Here is a 16,855-nt window from a genome sequence, read left to right as displayed (position 1 = left end):
TGGGGTCAGCCGGCGAAGCGGGCCTCGTCGGCGCGCAGCTCGGGCAGGCCGATGGTCTGCAGGAAGCCGTCGAAGTCGCCCATCGGCGCCCCGGCGGTGGACGACGTCAGCTTCAGCGTCGAGAGCGCAGCCTGCATCGCGTGCGTGGCTGCGAGCAGGGTGCTGATCGGGAACAGGACCAGGGAGAAGCCCAGCTCGGCGACCCGCTCCATGGTCAGGCCCTCGGTCTGCCCGCCCTCGACCCAGTTGAAGAGCAGGTGGTGGCCCTTCAGCTCGGTGGCCACCAGCTCGACGTCCTCGGCGGTGCGCGGGGCCTCGACGAAGAGCACGTCGGCGCCGGCGTCGGCGAACCGCAGCGCGCGGTCGATCGCGGCCCGGGTGCCCTCGACCTGGGCGACGTCGGTGCGGGCGATGACCACCAGGTCGGGGTCGGTGCGCGCGGCGACGGCGGCCCGCACCTTCGCCACGGCCTCCTCGACGTCGATGACGGCCTTGCCGGCCATGTGGCCGCAGCGCTTGGGCGAGACCTGGTCCTCCAGCTGCAGCCCGGCGACGCCGGCCTGCTCGTACTCCCGCACCGTCCGGACGACGTTGAGCGCGTTGCCGTAGCCGGTGTCGGCGTCGGCGATCAGCGGGACGTCGACCGCCTGGGCCATCCGGCGGGCGTTGTCGGTCATCTCCGCACCGCCCAGCAGTCCGACGTCCGGGCGGCCCAGCAGCGAGGCCGACGTCCCGAAGCCGGTCATGTAGACGACGTCGAAACCGGCCTGCTGCACCAGCCGGGCGCTCAACGCGTCGTAGGCGCCGGGGGCGATGAGCGGGCCGGGAGCGGCCAGCAGCTCGCGCAGCCGGGCGCGCGGGTTCGGGCGGGGGGCGACGAACGAGGTCACGGGGGTCCTTCCGGGCAGGCGGACCGGCGGGGCCCGGTCGGGGCCCCGCCGGGGAGATCAGCCGAGGAGGGGCCGGACCTTCTCGCCGAAGGTCTTCACGCCCTTCTCGAAGTCGTCGAAGGTGAACATCATCCCCTTGACCCCGGGCATCTTCGCGACCTCGTCGATCTGCCGGGCGACGGTCTCCGGCGAGCCGACCAGCGTGGCCATGTTGAAGTTGACCGCGCCCTCGGGGAGGTTGATCGTCCGCGCGGTGCCGCCGGAGTCGGCCGAGGTGTCCTTGGACCCCTCCTCGCTCATGTAGCCGAGCGCGCCCAGGTCAGCGCCGTCGTGGTAGCTCTGCCACTTGGCCTGGGCCTCCTCGTCGGTGTCGGCCATGATCGCCATGAACAGCGGCAGCGAGCCGACGTCCCGACCGCTCTTCGCCGCGGCGGCGGCCAGCTTCTCGGTGGGCTCCCGGTAGGTCTCGGGGGTGTTCACGCCCGGGGAGAGGATGAAGTTGTAGTCGCCGTGCTCGGCGCAGAACTGCATCCCGCGCTCGGACTGGCCGGCGCACACGATGTCGATCGGCGCGCTGGGCTGCGGGGACAGCTTGCAGTCGGTCATCTGGAAGTACTTGCCGTCCAGGTCGCAGGTGCCGGTCTCCCACAGCGCGCGCAGCACCTGGACGTACTCGGTGGAGTAGTCGTAGCGCTCGCCGAAGTACTGGTCGCCGGGCCACAGGCCCATCTGCGAGTACTCGCCCGACGCCCAGCCCGACACGATGTTGATGCCGAACCGGCCCGGCGCGATGGAGTCGATGGTGGTGGCCATCCGGGCGACCAGCGCCGGCGGCAGGGTGAGGACAGCGGTCGAGGCGTAGAGCTTGATCTTCTCCGTCACCGCGGCCAGGCCGGCCATCAGGGTGAACGACTCCAGGTTGTGGTCCCAGAACTCGGTCTTGCCGCCGAACCCGCGCAGCTTGATCATCGACAGCGCGAAGGCGAAGTCCTGCGCCTCGGCCTCCTGCACGATCCGCTTGTTCAGCTCGAAGCTCGGCATGTACTGCGGAGCGTTCTCGCTGATCAACCAGCCGTTGTTGCCGATCGGGATGAAGACGCCGAAGTCCATGCCTGCTCCTGTGACTAGAAGGTGGGGTGGGCCGGCGTCGCTGCCGGGGTCTGGGGGTCAGCCGGCGGCGCAGGCCTCGGCGAACGTGCGGGCGGAGGTGTCGGTGGCCTCGCGGCCCAGGGACAGGACGGCGGCCAGCACCCGCTCGGTGGTGGCCTCGTCGGCCACCGGGGCCATCGAGCCGCGGAACTTGGTGACGACGTCGTCGTCGGTGAGCGGTCGGTCGGCGTGGCCGCGGTTGACCTGCTCGCGGTGGGTCAGCACCCGGCCGTCGGTGGTGGTGATCTGCACCCAGCCGGAGTAGGCGGCCGGGAAGGCGCTGTCCGGGTCCGGGACGACCTCGACCTTGCGGGCCAGGGCGAGCACCTCGGGGTCGCGCAGCGCGTCGTCCTCGAGCTCGGCGAGGGTGAACCGGCCGCAGGCGAGCGCGGTGGAGACGACGTAGGGCAGCGAGAACTTGGCGTCGTACTCGTCGCGCGGCTCCCACTTCGCCGCGGCGGGCTCGCAGACCACCTTGCCGGGCACCGGGTGGATGGCGCAGCGGATCGCGGCGACGTCCTCGGTGCGCAGGTCGTGCTGCTCGCGCAGCAGCAGGACGGCGTCGGCGAAGGCGTGCGCGAAGTGGCAGATCGGGTAGGGCTTGACCGCGGTCTCGGCGGTCTCCCAGCGCTCGCCCAGGCCGGCCGCGACCAGCTCGGGGTGGGTCTCCCGGCCGGCGAGGTGGGTGGCGAACAGGCCGAAGCGGCCCTCGTAGACGGCCTCCGGGCCGCTCCACCCGGCCTTCGCGAACGCGGCGGCGGTGATGCCGGACTGCGCGGCCCAGCCGGGGTGCAGCCGCTTGGTCCAGGAGCCGTCCTCGAGGAACTCCAGCAGCCCGGCGGCCATGGACCCGACGACGCCCTGCGCGGCGACCAGTTGGTCCTCCGCGAGGCCGGTGACCGAGCCCGCCGCGACCGCCGAGCCGAACGCGCCGGCCAGGGCGGTGGGGTGGAAGCCGAGGTCGTGGAACGCACCGGCGCCGGCCAGGCCGACCCGGGCGGCCACCTCGACGCCGAGCACGTAGCCCAGCAGCAGGTCGCGGGTGCTGGCGTCGGCGGCGACGGCCGCGGAGATCGCGGCGGGCAGCGCCGAGGCGGACACGTGGGTGACGGCGCCGATGTGGGTGTCGTCGAAGTCCAGGCCGTGCACCAGCACGCCGTTGAGGACGGCGGCGTCGCGGGCGGGCAGCCGGGTCTTGCTGCCCAGCACGGGGACGTCGCCGGGGCCGAAGGAGCCCAGCGCCTGCGCGGCGGTGTCCGCGAAGGGGTGGGCGGACGCGGCGAAGGCGAGGCCGACGGCGTCCAGGACGAGGTGGCGGGCGCGGTCGAGCACGGGGGTGGGGACGTCGTCCGAGGTGGTGCGGGCGACGACGTCGGCGACCTGGCGGGCGAGGCTCATGGGTGACTCCCTCCTGTGACGGCGACCATAGGTCAGACGTTTAGCCGGCGGTAGACCCCAGCGCGCGGAACCAGGCGGCGCCGTCGGGCACGACGTCGGCGTACCGGGCGTCCAGGTCGACCAGCGCGGCGTCGTGGATCGCGGTGGACCGGTCGGCGACGGCGTCGGCGAGGACGACGGGGGCGTAGTCCAGCGAGGCGGCGTCGACGACGGTGGCCCGCACGCAGCCAGCGGTGGTGAACCCGGCGACGGCGAGGGTGTGGACGTCGAGCTCGTGCAGCAGGTCGTCGAGCACGGTGTGCACGAACCCCGAGGCCCGCTTCTTCGTCACCACCGGGTCGCCGTCGACGTACCCGACGCGGTCGTCGAACTCGGCCAGCTCGGCGCCGGGGCGCAGTTGCTTGAGGGCAGGGGCCTTCGCCGTCCAGACCGGGCCGAGCTCGTCGTCGTCCTCGAAGAGCACCCGCAGCCAGACGACCGGGACGCCGGCGGCGCGGGCGGCCGCGGCGGCCCGGCCGCAGCCCTCGGCGGCCGCGGAGACGGCCGGGTCCAGGGTGAAGAGCTTCTGGCAGTCGACCAGGACCAGCCCGGGTCGCTCGGTGGAGGCCAGCCGGCCCATGCCGACCAGGACCGGCTCGGCGGTCATCCCGCGAGCCCGTCGGCGACGATGCCGGCGAACTTGGCGAGGCGCACGCCCTGCAGCCGGCAGGCCTCCAGGGCCACGTCGTCGGGGGCGGCGCCGGAGCGGGAGACGAAGGAGCCGCCGTAGGGGTTGCCGGACTCCTTCATCAGGTGCCGCTCGCCGTAGCCGAGGGGGAGGACCAGCGAGCCCCAGTGGTAGAGCACGTTGTTCATCGCCAGGATCGTGGACTCCAGGCCGCCGTGGCCGGTGGAGGCGCTGGTGAACGCCGTCCCGACCTTGTCGGCGAGCTTGCCCTGGAACCACAGGCCGCCGGTGGTGTCGAGGAACTCCTTGAGCTGGCCGGCGGGCAGGCCGAAGCGGGTGGGGCTGCCCAGGGCGATGCCGGTGGCCCACTCGAGGTCGTCGAGGGTGGCGGTCTCGTAGCGGGCCTCGTCGACGAAGGCCTGCCACTTGGGGTTGGCGGCGATCGCGGCGGGTGGGGCCAGCTCGGGGACGATCCGCAGCCGGACCTCGGCGCCGTGCTCCTCGGCGCCCTTCCCGATGGCCTCGGCCATGGCGGCCAGGTTGCCGGTGGAGGAGTAGAAGACGACGGCGATGCGGGAGGTGGCGGGCACCGGGGGAGCTCCTCGGGTCGGGGAGCTCCATCCAAGTGTCAGACGATTGCCGCCGTCAACGCCGGCCCTGTCAACACCGTGTGAACCGGGTGCGCGCTGGCAGGATGGGTCGGGTGACGGGGCCTGCGTACGCCGTGCTGGCGGGGACCATCCGGGCCCGGATCCTCAGCGGCGAGCTGGCGCCGGGGTCGCGGCTGCCCAACGAGCAGGAGCTGTCCGCCGACTTCGGGGTGGGTCGGTCGACGGTGCGCGAGGCGCTGCGGTCGCTGGCGTCGCAGGACCTCATCCAGACCACCCGGGGTGTCTCGGGAGGGAGCTTCGTGAGCGTGCCGACGGTCGGGCACCTCTCGGCGCACCTGGAGACCGGGGTGACGCTGATGGCCGCCGCCGAGCGGGTGACGGTCGGGCAGCTGATGTCGTTGCGTCACCTGCTGGAGGTGCCGGCCGCCGGGGAGGCGGCGCGGCACCGCACCGACGAGCAGCTGGAGGACCTGCGGCGGGCGGAGTTCGACCCCGCCGAGTCCACCGGCGAGGCGACCTACTCCGCGAACCAGGACTTCCACCTGGTGCTGCTGCGGGCGACCGGCAACCCGCTGCTGGAGGTCATCACGGCGCCGTTGTTCCGGGTGCTGGCGACGCGGTTCGGCCGCGACCACGCGCCGGACGGGTTCTGGTCGTGCGTCGCCGACGACCACGCGGAGCTGCACGACCTGGTCGCGGCGCGGGACGCCGACGGGGCGATCACCGCCATGCGGCGGCACCTTGACCATCTGACTGGCGCGTATCTGCAGATGGACCGCTTGAGCCGAGGTTGATGGCCGATCTTATGCTCCGATGTTCGGGGGGCTTCTCGGGTAGCAGAAGGGTGATGTGCGAATAATGGTCAATCCTCAAATGGGCGATCGTCCAGCATTCATGCGTCTACAAATAAGATCGTGGCGCCAATTTAGTGAGATTGATTTAGCGTTCCACCCGCGCTTGACGGTCATCACGGGCGCTAACGCCTCTGGTAAGACCACCCTTTTAAATATTCTCGGCCGGCACTTCAACTGGCAAAGTCAACTACTGGGCGTTCCGGAAGGTGGCGGTCGGCAATACTGGCGCTCGGACGGGCGAGCGGAGGAGCGTGCTGGTGTAAGAAGCGTGGGGACCCTTTGGTACGAACTGGGGGGCCAAACCGATCTGTTGCTTTATCCAGACCCGTCCTCCGCCGAGCAGACACTAAATCTGAACCAGCAGCAGGCTGTTCCGGGTCTATATATCTCTTCGCACCGCTCGATTAGTCGTTACCAGCCTCTCGTCAACATCCCTGCACAGTTCTCATCGGCGGACGTAGTTTTCGAGCAATTTTTCGCGGAGATTCTGAACAGATATTCTGGCGCGTACACCGCCAAGAATCCACTGACCGCCATGAAGGAAGCACTGATTGCCGCAGCACTGTTCGGGCGGGATTCGGAGTCCGTCGAAGCCAATCCTGAAGCTCGAGATGTGTGGGAATCTTTCCAGGAAGTACTGTCGTTAGTCCTGCCGGGGTCGTTCGGATTCGTGCGGCTAGTTGTGCGATCTCCAGACATTGTCGTCGTGACGACAAACGGCGAATTCTTGATGGACGCCGTCTCTGGCGGAATCAGTTCCATCATCGAACTTAGTTGGCAATTGCTGCTGCGAAGCCGCGCTTACCGCGCCTTTACCGTCTGCATGGATGAACCTGAGAATCACTTGCACCCCAGCCTCCAGCGTTCACTAATCCCGGGCCTTCTTTCCGCCTTTCCCACGATTTCATTCATTATTGCCACCCATTCTCCGTTCATCGTTACATCGGTTGCGGATAGTCACGTGTATGTCCTAGAGGACGTTGCTGGCGCCGGAATCAGTAGCAGACTGTTGGATCAGGCCAACAAGTCAGCCTCGGCGGACGAGACCCTCCAGCGGGTCCTGGGAATGAGCACGACAATCCCAATGTGGGTGGAGGGGGCGCTGGCGGAAGCAATGGCGGCATTTGAGATAGGTGGAGCGACTGCCGAAAATCTGCGGTCACTTCAGTTGGCGATGCGAAGCGTTGGGTTGCAAGATCAATTTCCGGCAGCTGTTAACTCGTTGAGTCGAGCAGGCGATGCGTAAGCTGACTAAGGATGCGGGGCCAGCGGTCTTGCAATCAAAGGGGTCGACCTGGGCGGCGGACTACGCGGCGGCCGCAGATGACTCAAAGCCTTCCCCGTGGCGACACCGTGAGATTCTGAGTCTGCTTATTGCCGAAACTAGCGAAAAATGTGCTTACTGCGAATCGAAAATCAGTAGTGTCGCCTATCTGCACGTCGAGCACATCTTGCCGAAAAGCCGGCGCCCAGATCTCGTGGTCGATTGGGGAAATCTCACGCTCGCATGTCCGGTCTGCAATACAGCGAAGGGTGCATACTACGATGCGTCAGCACCTCTACTCAATCCCTACTCTGATGAGCCGAGTGCGCATCTCGCAATTGTGGGGCCGTGTATCGAGGGGCGCCCCGGGGACGAATTGGGCCGGCGGACAGTCGATAAGTTGAAGCTGCGCCGCGTGGCGCTACTCATTGAAAGAGCGAAACGGATCGAGGCCTTGCACTGCCTCATCGAACGGTGGGCCTTAGCTGTTGGCAGTGACCGTGAGACGCTCGCCGAGGTGATTGTTGACGAACTGGCGGATGAAGTGGAGTTCTGTCAAACACTGCGCGCCTATGCGGAGACCCAGGGATTCATTGCCACCGAAACTGGCGCTGTCGGAGAGTAAGAACGACCGGTAGTGTGTTGGTGGCCGCGAGGGCTGCTTGTCGAGTTCGCGGACTGGGTGCGGCCGGATGGCACTGCTTGTCCCCGGAGCAGAGCGCGGGGCCGGCGCTTCATTGACGGTGCCAACGGGTGACGTGTGGTTCCGGACGCCCGCTGGCCGCTAGATACGCCTGTGGCTGGGCGCTGGTGTGCCGATGGACTCCAATTCCTCGACCGGAACGCGGTCCTGCTGCGGCCGATGCCTCAGCGGGACGGCGCTGCTGCCCCTCGGCCTCGGGACGGTGTCGACCGGCGCCTGAGCGATGTACCCAGCTCAGGGCCGGAAGTGGGTGATCTCGTCCGGGCGGTAGTAGTCCTGGGCGGTGCCGATGCGCACCAGCCACTGCTCCCGATCGGCGTACCACCAGACCACGGTGCCGACCTGGCCCAGGCCGACCGCCCGGGTGATCTGCACGGTGTCGCCGACCTGGAACTCCTCCACCACTCCACCCTGGCACCGTTCCGGAACCGTCGCGCGGCGGGCCTGTGCGGCACTACGGTGCCGAGATGGCGGACCCCGGCTGGCGCAGCATCGGCGGCTCGGCGACGGCGTGGTTCGTCGCGCCGTCCCAGGTGCAGGCAGCCGCGCTGGCCAGCCGCATCGCCGAACTGGCGCCCGGCAGTGCCGTCGACGTCCGGGCTGGCGGCGCCCGGGTGCGGCTGGACTCCGCCGAGCACACCGCCGCGGTGTCGGCGGCCGCGAGCGACCTCGGGCTGACCGCCGATCCCGGGGCACTGCAGCGGCTGGACGTCGTCCTGGAGTCCGCGGACCCGGCGGGCGCGGCCCGGTTCTGGGGGTCGGTGCTCGGGCTGGACCCCGCGGATCGCGACCCGGCCCTGCTGATCCGGCGGTCCGACGAGCACCGACCGCTGCGCAGCCGGATCCACCTCGACGTCGTCCGCCCCGCCCCGGTGGTCGCGGAGCTGGGGCTGGGCGCGGGGGTGGGCCCGTACGGCGTCCGACAGGCCGACCCCGAGGGCAACGAGGTCGACCTGCTGCCCGGCGGACCGCTGGGCGAGGGCGCCGAGGAGTGGTGGGCCGTGTTCAGCGCGATGGCCTGCTACCGCACCGACTCACCCGCACGGCTCGCTGCCGCCGCCGCGGACCTGGTCGCCGGCACCGGGCTGCCGCTGCTCGTCGACGTCCGACCCGACCTCGTCGTGCTCGCCAGCGGCAAGGCCCAGTGGGAGGACGGCGTCTGCGGCTCGGCGGCCGCCGCCCCCGCGCTGCCCACCCGCCTGCAGTCCGCGGCCCGCGACCTCGGCGCCGTCGCCGACCCGCAGCTGCCGCGGTTCAGGCAGCTGTTCCTGGACGCCGCCGACGTCGCCGCCGTGCAGGCGTTCTGGACGGCAGTGCTCGGCTACGTCGCCGACGAGCGGCCCGGGCTCACCGAGATCCACGACCCGCGCCGGCTCGGACCGGTCATGGTCTTCCAGCCCCTCGACCCGGCCGAGGAGGACCGCCGCCGCCAGCGCAACCGCCTGCACCTCGTGCTCACCGTGCCCGAGGACGCCGTCCGGGCCAGGATCGACACCGCCCTGGCCGCGGGCGGGCGGCTGGTCGACGAGGGCCGGGTCGTCGACCCCGAGGGCAACGAGCTCGTCGTCACCTCGGGCTGAGCGAGGTCAGGAACTCGGCGAAGGCGGCGTCGGTGCGCTCGGCGTCGCCGGTGGCCTGCCGGTCGATCAGCAACCCGCGGATCACAGCCAGCACCAGCGTGGCGAGCTCGGGACGACCGAGGGTGGCCAGCCCGGCCTCGAGCGGGCCCAGCCAGTCGGTCGTGGCCAGCCGGCGGAACTCCGGCCACAGCTGCTGGTCGGCGTCCTCGCGCAGGGGTGAGAACACCCGCAGGAACGGCGCCCCGTCCGGGCCGGAGATGCCGGCCCAGGCCCGGGCCAGGGTGTCGGGGTACGGCTCGCCGGGGCGGGCCCGCAGCAGGTCCTGGTACGCGGCGACCTGACGGTGCCGGGCGCGCTCCAGCACGGCGCGCAGCAGCTGGTCGCGGGTGCCGAAGTGGTACAGCAGCATCCGGGCCGACGTGCCGGTGGCCGCGACGAACGGGGCGGTCCGGTCGGGCAGGCCGTGGGCGAGCGCGTGGTCGGCGCAGGCGTCCAGCAGCTGCTCCCGGATCTCCGGCTGCGGTCGTCGTCCCACCGCCACAGCTTTTCGCGTAACGATCGCTACGTCTAGCGTTCTCGGTGACGGAGTCGAGACATTCGGGAGCAGCGATGAGGGTCGTGTTCGTGCACGGGGCGTGCGTCCGGGACGGCGCGTGGTGGTGGCACCGCACCGCGGAGCTGCTGGCCGAGCGGGGCGTCGCCAGCGTCGCGCCGGCGCTGCCCAGCTGCGGCGAGACCGGCCCGGCCGCCGGCACCGGCGGACCCGGGCTGACCGAGGACGTCGCCGCCGTCCGCGCCGTGCTGACCGGCAGCGACGAGCCCACCGTGGTGGTGGCGCACAGCTACGGCGGCATCGTCACCGCCGAGGCCGCCGCCGGCGTGGGCGCCGTGCGGCACCTGCTGCTGGTCTCCAGCTACCTGCCGGAGGTCGGGCAGTGCCTGGCCGACTTCGGCGGGGACGGCGGCCCGGCCCCCTTCCTCGCCGTCGACCCGGATGCCGGCACCTTCGCCGTCCGGCCCGAGCTGCTGGTGGACACGTTCCTGCAGGACTGCGCCAGCGACGTGCAGCAGCAGGCCACCGAGCGCCTGGCCCGGCAGGGCGTGCAGGTCCTCGGCCAGACCGTCGGGGCGGCCGCGTGGCACGACGTGCCCTCGACCTACCTGGTCTGCACCCAGGACCGGGGGACACCGGCCGACCGGCAGCGGGAGTTCGCGCAGCGGGCGGGCCGGGTCGTGGAGATCGACGCCGGGCACCACCCGTTCCTCTCCCGGCCCGCCGAGGTCCGCGACCTGGTGCTCGGCCTCAGCGGCTGACCGCCGGCGGCCGCGCGGTGTGCCAGGCGGTCTGCTCCTGGAACCACAGCCCGGCCGCGAGCAGCACGTCCTCGGCGTCCACCGGCGCGGTCAGCTGCACGCCCACCGGCATCCCCGACTGCGGGTGCCGGCCCACCGGCAGCGCCAGCGTGGGCCCGGCGTGCAGCGACCACGGGTAGGTCAGCTGGCCCAGCCGCCGGGACACCCGCAGCACGTCGTCGGGGTCGGCGCGCGGCACGTCGACCGGCATCGTGGGGGTGAGCAGCAGGTCGACGCCGTCCAGCGCCGCGGAGATCCGGTCCTGCAGCGCCTGCCGGGCGAGGACGGCGGCCGCCCGCTCGTCAGCGGTGATGCCGCGGCCCAGGCCGACCCGGACCAGCGTGTCCGGGTGGAACCGGTCCGGCTCCGTGGCCAGCCGGTCGGCGTGGATCCGGGCCAGGTCGGCGTAGACCAGCGTGTAGACGATGTCCTGGGCGTCGAGCAGGCCCTCGACCTCGATCGGCACGACCTCGGCCCCGAACACCGCCACCGCGGCGTCCACCACCGCCCGGACGCCGGGGTCGACGTCGGTGAGCAGCTGCACCGGCAGCCCGATCCGGCGCGGGACGGCGGGTGCGGGCAGCGCCGCCGTCGAGCAGGTCAGCACCCGCTGCGCCCGGGCCACCAGTGCGACGTCCCTGGCCAGCGGGCCGACGGTGTCCACGTCGTCGCAGACCGGGAAGACGCCGTCGGTCGGGATCGAGCCGATCGTGGGCCGCAGCCCCACGACCCCGCACGCCGAGGCCGGCAGCCGGATCGACCCGCCGGTGTCGGTGCCCAGCGCCAGGTCCACCACCCCGGCGGCGACCGCCGCACCCGACCCGCCCGACGAGCCACCCGGCACCCGGTCGAGGTCCCACGGGTTCCGGCACGGCCCGGCCGCGGAGTTCTGGTTGGTCACCCCGACGGCGAACTCGCTCAGGTTCAGCGTCGCCACGAGCTGGGCGCCGGCGGCGGTCAGCCGTTGCACGACCTCAGCGTCCGCGCCGGGCACCCGGTCGGCGAAGAACGCCGACGCGCAGGTCGTCGAGCCGCCGGCGACGTCGATGTTGTCCTTCACCCCGAGCCGGATCCCGGACAGGGTGCCCCCGGGGACGACGGGGCGGTCGACCCGGCGGATCACGGAGTTGGTGCGGGCGTCGTCCATCGGTCCTCCACGGGTCGAGGGGTTGCGCGCGTAATCATCAGACGTTTACCGTCCGGCTGTCGAGGGAGGTCTCCATGACCACACACCCAGCCGTCCTGGGTCGGTACTTCGAGGACTACGTCGTGGGCGACGTCTACCAGCACCCGCTCGGCCGCACGATCTCCGAGGCCGACAACACCTGGCTGACCATGCTGACGATGAACACCAACCAGCAGCACGTGAACGCGCACCTCGCCGCGCAGAACCCCATCACCGGCGGCCGCGTCATCGTGAACTCGGGGCTGACCATCGCCCTGACGCTGGGCCTGAGCGTGCTGGACATGAGCCAGAACGCGGTGGCGAACCTGGAGATGACCGACGTCCGGCTGACCCACCCGGTCTACGTCGGCGACACCCTCTACGCGGAGAGCCTGTGCACCGGCCTGCGGGCGTCGAAGTCCCGGCCCTACGCGGGCATCGTGTCGATGGTGACCCGCGGGCTGACCTCCGAGGGCGACGAGTGCATCTCGTTCAAGCGCTCGGTCATGGTCGCCACGAGGGAGTCCGGCATCGGGCAGGGCCACTTCCCCGAGGCCAAGACCGGGCCGCTGACCGCATGAGGCCGCTGGAGGACGTGCGGATCATCGCCCTGGAGCAGTACGGCGCCGGCCCGTTCGGCAGCGTGCACCTGGCCGACCTCGGCGCCCAGGTCATCAAGATCGAGGACCCGCGCACCGGCGGGGACATCGGCCGCTACGTCCCGCCGTACGTGCACGGCGAGGAGTCGCTGTTCTTCGAGACCTTCAACCGCAACAAGCAGAGCCTGTCCCTGGACATCTCCACGCCGGCCGGGCGCGCGGTGTTCGAGGACCTGGTGCGCACCAGCGACGCCGTCTGGTCCAACCTGCGCGGCGACGTCCCGGCCAAGATCGGCATCCGGTACGCCGACCTCGCGCACCTCAACCCGGCCGTCGTCTGCTGCAGCCTGACCGGCTTCGGCATGACCGGCCCGCGCGCGGCCGAGCCCGGCTACGACTACGTGCTGCAGGGCATCGCCGGCTGGATGAGCCTGACCGGCGACCCCGACGGCCCGCCGACCAAGACCGGGCTGTCGCTGGTGGACTTCTCCAGCGGTTTCGTCGCCGCGCTGTCGCTGATGGCCGGGCTGCACGCCGCGCGGCGGGACGGCGTCGGCGGGGACTGCGACGTCTCCCTCTACGACACCGCCATGTCGCTGCTGACCTACCCGGCCACCTGGGCGATGACGGCGGGGTACGAACCGGTCCGCACCGTCGACTCCGCGCACCCCTCGCTGGTCCCGTTCCAGGCGTTCCAGGCCGCCGACGGCTGGCTGGTCGTCGGCTGCGCCAAGGAGAAGTTCTGGCAGCGGCTGGTCGCCGTCCTCGAACGGCCCGACCTGGGGGACGACGACCGGTTCGCCACCTTCCAGCTCCGCGACGTGCACCGCGCCGAGCTGTTGCCCCAGCTCAAGGCGGTGTTCGCCGCCGACACGGTGGCGCACTGGATGGCGTTGCTGCAGGCCGCGGGGGTGCCGTCGTCCCCGATCAACGACGTGGTCCAGGCGCTGGCCGACCCGCAGGCCGCCGCCCGGGGGCTGCTGCTGGAGACCGAGCACCCGCACTGGGGCACCGTGCGGCAGGTGGGCAGCCCGGTCCGCTTCGGCGACCAGCCCACCGAGCACCGCCGCGCCCCGCACCGCAACGAGCACCAGGATGCGATCACCGACCTGCTCGGCTACCCACCCGAGAAGGTCGCCGCACTGGCCGCCGCCGGCGCCTTCGGACACCAGGAGCACTGACGTGGACTTCACCCTCAACGAGGAGCAGCGCGACTTCCAGCAGGCGCTGCGCCGCTTCGTCGACCGCGAGATCGTGCCGGTGGCCTCGGAGTGGGAGCGCACCGGCCGCTACCCGACCGAGATCGTCGACCACCTGAAGGCGATGGGCCTGTTCGGCCTGACCACGCCCGAGGAGTTCGGCGGCCTGGCGCTGGACATGGTCAGCTTCACCCTCGTCTACGAGGAGATCAGCCGCGGCTGGATGGGCATCGCCGGCATCCTCGGCAGCCACGGGCTCTCGGCCTGGATGATCGCCAAGCACGGGACCGAGGAGCAGAAGCAGCGCTTCCTGCCCAAGCTGGCCACCGGCGAGTGGCGCACCGGCGTCGGCCTCACCGAGCCCGGCGCGGGCACCGACCTGCAGGGCATCGCCACGACGGCGGTGCTGGACGGCGACACCTACGTCGTCAACGGCACCAAGACCTGGATCACCAACGCCCGGCACGCGAACGTGCTGCCGGTGCTGGTGAAGACCGACCCGAAGGCCGAGCCCCGGCACCGCGGCATGTCGCTGCTGCTGGTGGACACGTCGTCCCCGGGCTTCGAGGTCAGCCGGGACCTGGGCAAGCTCGGCTACAAGGGCACCGAGTCCTGCGAGATCTCGCTGGTCGACGTCCGGGTGCCGGCCACCGACCTGCTCGGCGGCGTCGAGGGCCTGGGCATGAAGCAGGCCCTGAGCGGCCTGGAGATCGGCCGGCTCAACATCGCCGGCCGCAGCGTCGGCGTCGCCCAGGCCGCCTACGACGCGGCGCTGAAGTACGCGGGCGAGCGGGAGGCGTTCGGGCACCCGATCGCGGAGTTCCAGGCCATCGCGCTCAAGCTGGCCGAGATGGCCACCCAGCTGCAGGCCGCCCGGCTGCTCACCTACTGGGCCGCCTCCAAGGCCGACGCCGGCCAGCGGGTGGACGCGGAGTCCGGCATGGCCAAGGTGTTCGCCTCGGAGACCGCGCTGGCGCTGTCCCTGGAAGCCATGCGGATCCACGGCGGCTACGGCTACTCCACCGAGTTCGTCGTCGAGCGGCTCTACCGCGACGCCCCGCTGATGGCGATCGGCGAGGGCACCAACGACGTGCTGCGCACCGTCATCGCCAAGTCGCTGGTCGCGGGCACGACGGTCGTCGGGTGACCGTCCGCAGCTGGCTCTACGTGCCCGGCGACCGGCCCGACCGGTTCGCCAAGGCGGTCGCCACCGGGGCCGGGGCCGTCGTCCTCGACCTGGAGGACGCCGTCCCGCCGGCCGGCAAGGACGCCGCCCGGGCCGCCGTCCTCACCCTGCTCGGGGAGCGGCCGGCGGCCCAGGTGTGGGTACGGGTCAACACCGGCGAGCGGGGTCGGGACGACGTCGACGCCGTGGCCCGGGCGCCCTGGCTGACCGGCGTCGTGCTGCCGAAGGCGGCGTCCCGGGAGCTGCTGGAGCGGGTGCACAGCCAACTGCTGGCCGCCGAGGAGGCCACCGGGCGCTCGCCGGGGGGCATCGGGGTCAGCCCGCTGGTGGAGAGCGCCGCCGGGGTGCTCGCCGCCCCCGCGCTGGCCGGCGGGCCGCGGGTGCGCTGCCTGCAGCTCGGCGAGGTCGACCTGGCCGCCGACCTCGGCGTCACCCCCGGCCCGGACGGCGCCGAGCTGCTGCTGGCCCGCAGCGCCGTCGTGCTCGCCTCGGCCGCCGCCGGCATCGCGCCGCCGCCGGCCGCGGTGTCCACCGAGTTCCGCGACCTGGCCGCCTTCGAGGCGCAGACCCGGGCGCTCACGGCGATGGGCTTCCGCGGCCGGGCGTGCATCCACCCGGCGCAGGTCGAGGTGGTGGAGCGGGTCTGCCGGCCCACGCCCGAGGAGGTCGCCGAGGCCCGCGACGTGCTGACCCGGCTGGCGGCGTCCCCCGGGGTGGCGATCGGTGCCGACGGCCGGATGCTCGACGAGGCCGTCGCCCGCCAGGCCCGCAGCACCCTCGCCCTGTCCGGCTGACGCACAGGTGTCCGTAGCCTCCGGAGGGTGACCGATCGGCCCGCCGTCCCCCGGCCTCGCTGGGGACGCCTGCCGGATGCGGCCCGCCGGGCGGTGTCCGGCACCGGGCCGCCCACCGAGCCGCTGGCCCTGCGCGCCCGGCCCAGCGGGGTGGACGTCGAGACCGCGCGGTCGGCGCTGTCGCTGGCCCTGCGGATCGGCGAGTCGATGATGGCCGTGGGCGCCTCGGCGGCCGACGTGACCGCCGGCGTCCTGCGCGTGGCGGCGGCCTACGGGCTCACCGACTGCCAGGTGGACATGACCTTCACCTCGCTGACCATCGGCTACGACCCCGACGACGTCCCGCCGCTGGTGCTGATGCGGATCGTCCGGCCCCGGGGCGTGGACTACACCCGGCTGCGGGGCATCGCCGAGCTCGCCGCCCAGGTCACCACCGGGGGCCTGCCGCTGGAGGAGGCCCACCGCCGGCTGGACGACGTGCTGGCCGCCCCGAACCCCTACCGCCGGCAGATCCACGCGCTGGGCTGGTCCGGCGTGGCCGCGTGCGTGGCCTTCCTGCTCGGCGGCGACTGGCTGGTCGCCCTCGTCGCGGCGGTCACCACCGCGGCCGTCGAGCGCACCATCCGGGCGCTCAACCGACGGGGTCTGCCCGTGTTCTTCCAGCAGGCCGCCGGCGCCGCCATCGCCACCGGCACGGCGGTGCTGCTGGTGGTGGCCGGGATCGACGTCCGGGCGTCGCTGGTGGTCGCCGCCGGCATCGTGGTGCTGCTGGCCGGGTTGTCGCTGGTGGGCGCCGCGGAGGACGCGATCAGCGGCTTCCCGGTGACGGCCGCGGCCCGGGCCTTCGAGGTGGTCACGCTGACCACCGGCATCGTCGTCGGCATCGCCGCGGTGCTGGACGTCGCCCAGCGGTTCGAGGTGCCGCTGCGGGTGATCGACCCGGCCACGGTCGCCGTCCCCTTCGTCGTGTCGCTGACCGCCGCGGCCGCGATGGGCGGGTCGTGGGCGCTGGCCTCCTTCGCCCGGCCGCGGGCCATGGCGGTCGCGGTGCTGGCCGGCGCGGCGGCGTGGGCGACCTCCAGCGCCGCCGGCCTGGTGGGCGCCGGCCCCGCGGTGGCCGCTGCTGCCGCCGCGGTCGTGGTGGGCTTCTCCGGCGAGGCCCTGGGTGACCGGCTCGGGGTCCCCGCGCTGCTGGTCGCGGTGTGCGGCATCGTGCCGCTGCTGCCGGGTCTGGCCATCTACCGCGGCCTGTTCGCCGTGGTGGTCGACGGCGACGTGCCCGGCGGCACCGCCCGCCTGGTGGGCGCGGCCGCAGTGGGGCTGGCACTGGCCGCGGGCGTCGTGCTGGGCCGCTACCTGGGCCGGCCGCTGGGCGGCCGGATCGACCGGTTCGAGCGGCGGGTGCGCGGCCGGGCGATCCGGCGCGACTGAGCAGAGGCATGC

General features: G+C 72.1%; 18 protein-coding genes. 10 read left to right on the top strand and 8 right to left on the bottom strand.

Translation table 11 applies throughout. The annotated features are described in order from the left end of the window. Positions 1-5: 5 nt before the first annotated feature. The 5 genes from LFA75_RS09455 to wrbA are packed head-to-tail and all read right to left on the bottom strand — an operon-like array spanning position 6 to position 4,694. Entirely contained in the window at positions 6-890 is an 885-nt protein-coding gene (locus tag LFA75_RS09455) for an isocitrate lyase/PEP mutase family protein (RefSeq protein WP_225233391.1), read from the bottom strand. 57 nt (positions 891-947) lie between these two features. Further along, a complete protein-coding gene (gene rutA, locus LFA75_RS09450) occupies positions 948-2,000 on the bottom strand; it encodes a pyrimidine utilization protein A (protein WP_225233390.1) in 1,053 nt (350 codons plus the stop codon). Between the two features lie 57 nt (positions 2,001-2,057). Beyond that, positions 2,058-3,437 carry an MmgE/PrpD family protein gene (locus tag LFA75_RS09445; protein WP_225233389.1) on the bottom strand — a complete coding sequence of 460 codons (1,380 nt, stop codon included), beginning with the start codon at positions 3,435-3,437 and terminating at the stop codon, positions 2,058-2,060. 40 nt (positions 3,438-3,477) lie between these two features. Next, positions 3,478-4,083 (bottom strand): isochorismatase family protein, encoded by a 606-nt coding sequence (locus LFA75_RS09440; RefSeq protein ID WP_225233388.1) that lies wholly within the window; start codon positions 4,081-4,083, stop codon positions 3,478-3,480. After that, the gene (gene wrbA / locus LFA75_RS09435) at positions 4,080-4,694 is read right to left on the bottom strand and encodes an NAD(P)H:quinone oxidoreductase (RefSeq protein WP_225233387.1); all 615 of its coding nucleotides are present in this window, start codon (positions 4,692-4,694) and stop codon (positions 4,080-4,082) included. Before wrbA ends, LFA75_RS09440 begins: the two co-directional genes overlap by 4 nt. Before the next feature lie 113 nt (positions 4,695-4,807). On the opposite strand from wrbA, the gene LFA75_RS09430 reads away from it, so the two are divergent. From LFA75_RS09430 to LFA75_RS09420, 3 genes are all read left to right on the top strand, one after another. Then, entirely contained in the window at positions 4,808-5,509 is a 702-nt protein-coding gene (locus tag LFA75_RS09430) for a FadR/GntR family transcriptional regulator (RefSeq protein ID WP_225233386.1), read from the top strand. Between the two features lie 64 nt (positions 5,510-5,573). Continuing rightward, a complete protein-coding gene (locus LFA75_RS09425; RefSeq protein WP_225233385.1) occupies positions 5,574-6,815 on the top strand; it encodes an AAA family ATPase in 1,242 nt (413 codons plus the stop codon). Then, positions 6,808-7,458 (top strand): HNH endonuclease signature motif containing protein, encoded by a 651-nt coding sequence (locus LFA75_RS09420; protein ID WP_225233384.1) that lies wholly within the window; start codon positions 6,808-6,810, stop codon positions 7,456-7,458. The genes LFA75_RS09425 and LFA75_RS09420 overlap by 8 nt, the downstream gene beginning before the upstream one ends. A gap of 312 nt (positions 7,459-7,770) precedes the next feature. On the opposite strand, the gene LFA75_RS09415 is transcribed toward LFA75_RS09420, so the two are convergent. Then, the gene (locus LFA75_RS09415; RefSeq protein WP_225233383.1) at positions 7,771-7,938 is read right to left on the bottom strand and encodes a hypothetical protein; all 168 of its coding nucleotides are present in this window, start codon (positions 7,936-7,938) and stop codon (positions 7,771-7,773) included. A 65-nt stretch (positions 7,939-8,003) separates the two neighbouring features. On the opposite strand from LFA75_RS09415, the gene LFA75_RS09410 reads away from it, so the two are divergent. Then, positions 8,004-9,116 (top strand): VOC family protein, encoded by a 1,113-nt coding sequence (locus LFA75_RS09410; RefSeq protein WP_225233382.1) that lies wholly within the window; start codon positions 8,004-8,006, stop codon positions 9,114-9,116. Here the strand turns inward: LFA75_RS09410 and LFA75_RS09405 are convergent. Beyond that, positions 9,103-9,651, bottom strand: a complete 549-nt coding sequence (locus LFA75_RS09405; protein ID WP_225233381.1) for a TetR/AcrR family transcriptional regulator — start codon at positions 9,649-9,651, stop codon at positions 9,103-9,105. The genes LFA75_RS09410 and LFA75_RS09405 overlap by 14 nt on opposite strands. 74 nt (positions 9,652-9,725) lie before the next feature. Here LFA75_RS09405 and LFA75_RS09400 point away from each other — a divergent pair, with 74 nt between their 5' ends. Then, a complete protein-coding gene (locus LFA75_RS09400) occupies positions 9,726-10,430 on the top strand; it encodes an alpha/beta hydrolase (protein ID WP_225233380.1) in 705 nt (234 codons plus the stop codon). Here the strand turns inward: LFA75_RS09400 and LFA75_RS09395 are convergent. Further along, positions 10,420-11,616, bottom strand: a complete 1,197-nt coding sequence (locus LFA75_RS09395) for an amidase (protein WP_225233379.1) — start codon at positions 11,614-11,616, stop codon at positions 10,420-10,422. The genes LFA75_RS09400 and LFA75_RS09395 overlap by 11 nt on opposite strands. 74 nt (positions 11,617-11,690) lie before the next feature. Between LFA75_RS09395 and LFA75_RS09390 the strand changes: the two genes are divergently transcribed. The 5 genes from LFA75_RS09390 to LFA75_RS09370 are packed head-to-tail and all read left to right on the top strand — an operon-like array spanning position 11,691 to position 16,843. Continuing rightward, entirely contained in the window at positions 11,691-12,215 is a 525-nt protein-coding gene (locus tag LFA75_RS09390; RefSeq protein ID WP_225233378.1) for a MaoC family dehydratase, read from the top strand. Continuing rightward, on the top strand, positions 12,212-13,414 hold the full coding sequence (locus LFA75_RS09385) for a CaiB/BaiF CoA transferase family protein (protein ID WP_225233377.1): 1,203 nt from the start codon (positions 12,212-12,214) through the stop codon (positions 13,412-13,414). The genes LFA75_RS09390 and LFA75_RS09385 overlap by 4 nt, the downstream gene beginning before the upstream one ends. Before the next feature lies 1 nt (position 13,415). Beyond that, entirely contained in the window at positions 13,416-14,579 is a 1,164-nt protein-coding gene (locus LFA75_RS09380) for an acyl-CoA dehydrogenase family protein (RefSeq protein WP_225233376.1), read from the top strand. Then, the gene (locus tag LFA75_RS09375) at positions 14,576-15,412 is read left to right on the top strand and encodes an HpcH/HpaI aldolase/citrate lyase family protein (protein WP_225233375.1); all 837 of its coding nucleotides are present in this window, start codon (positions 14,576-14,578) and stop codon (positions 15,410-15,412) included. Before LFA75_RS09380 ends, LFA75_RS09375 begins: the two co-directional genes overlap by 4 nt. Positions 15,413-15,439: 27 nt before the next feature. Continuing rightward, on the top strand, positions 15,440-16,843 hold the full coding sequence (locus tag LFA75_RS09370) for a threonine/serine exporter family protein (protein WP_225233374.1): 1,404 nt from the start codon (positions 15,440-15,442) through the stop codon (positions 16,841-16,843). The last annotated feature ends 12 nt before the right edge of the window (positions 16,844-16,855 follow it).

The sequence above is a fragment of the Klenkia terrae genome, assembly GCF_900491935.1.
Classification (GTDB): domain Bacteria; phylum Actinomycetota; class Actinomycetes; order Mycobacteriales; family Geodermatophilaceae; genus Klenkia; species Klenkia terrae.
Note: the sequence above shows the minus strand (reverse complement) of the source record. Positions and strands in the feature narration are given on the sequence as shown.

Excerpts from the sequence above, each read along its gene's own strand:
- rutA (WP_225233390.1), bottom strand. The coding sequence starts at position 2,000 with ATGGACTTCGGCGTCTTCATCCCGATCGGCAACAACGGCTGGTTGATC.
- LFA75_RS09385 (WP_225233377.1), top strand. The coding sequence starts at position 12,212 with ATGAGGCCGCTGGAGGACGTGCGGATCATCGCCCTGGAGCAGTACGGC.
- LFA75_RS09395 (WP_225233379.1), bottom strand. The coding sequence starts at position 11,616 with ATGGACGACGCCCGCACCAACTCCGTGATCCGCCGGGTCGACCGCCCC.
- LFA75_RS09390 (WP_225233378.1), top strand. The coding sequence starts at position 11,691 with ATGACCACACACCCAGCCGTCCTGGGTCGGTACTTCGAGGACTACGTC.
- LFA75_RS09440 (WP_225233388.1), bottom strand. The coding sequence starts at position 4,083 with ATGACCGCCGAGCCGGTCCTGGTCGGCATGGGCCGGCTGGCCTCCACC.
- LFA75_RS09420 (WP_225233384.1), top strand. The coding sequence starts at position 6,808 with ATGCGTAAGCTGACTAAGGATGCGGGGCCAGCGGTCTTGCAATCAAAG.
- LFA75_RS09445 (WP_225233389.1), bottom strand. The coding sequence starts at position 3,437 with ATGAGCCTCGCCCGCCAGGTCGCCGACGTCGTCGCCCGCACCACCTCG.
- LFA75_RS09400 (WP_225233380.1), top strand. The coding sequence starts at position 9,726 with ATGAGGGTCGTGTTCGTGCACGGGGCGTGCGTCCGGGACGGCGCGTGG.
- LFA75_RS09410 (WP_225233382.1), top strand. The coding sequence starts at position 8,004 with ATGGCGGACCCCGGCTGGCGCAGCATCGGCGGCTCGGCGACGGCGTGG.
- LFA75_RS09425 (WP_225233385.1), top strand. The coding sequence starts at position 5,574 with ATGGTCAATCCTCAAATGGGCGATCGTCCAGCATTCATGCGTCTACAA.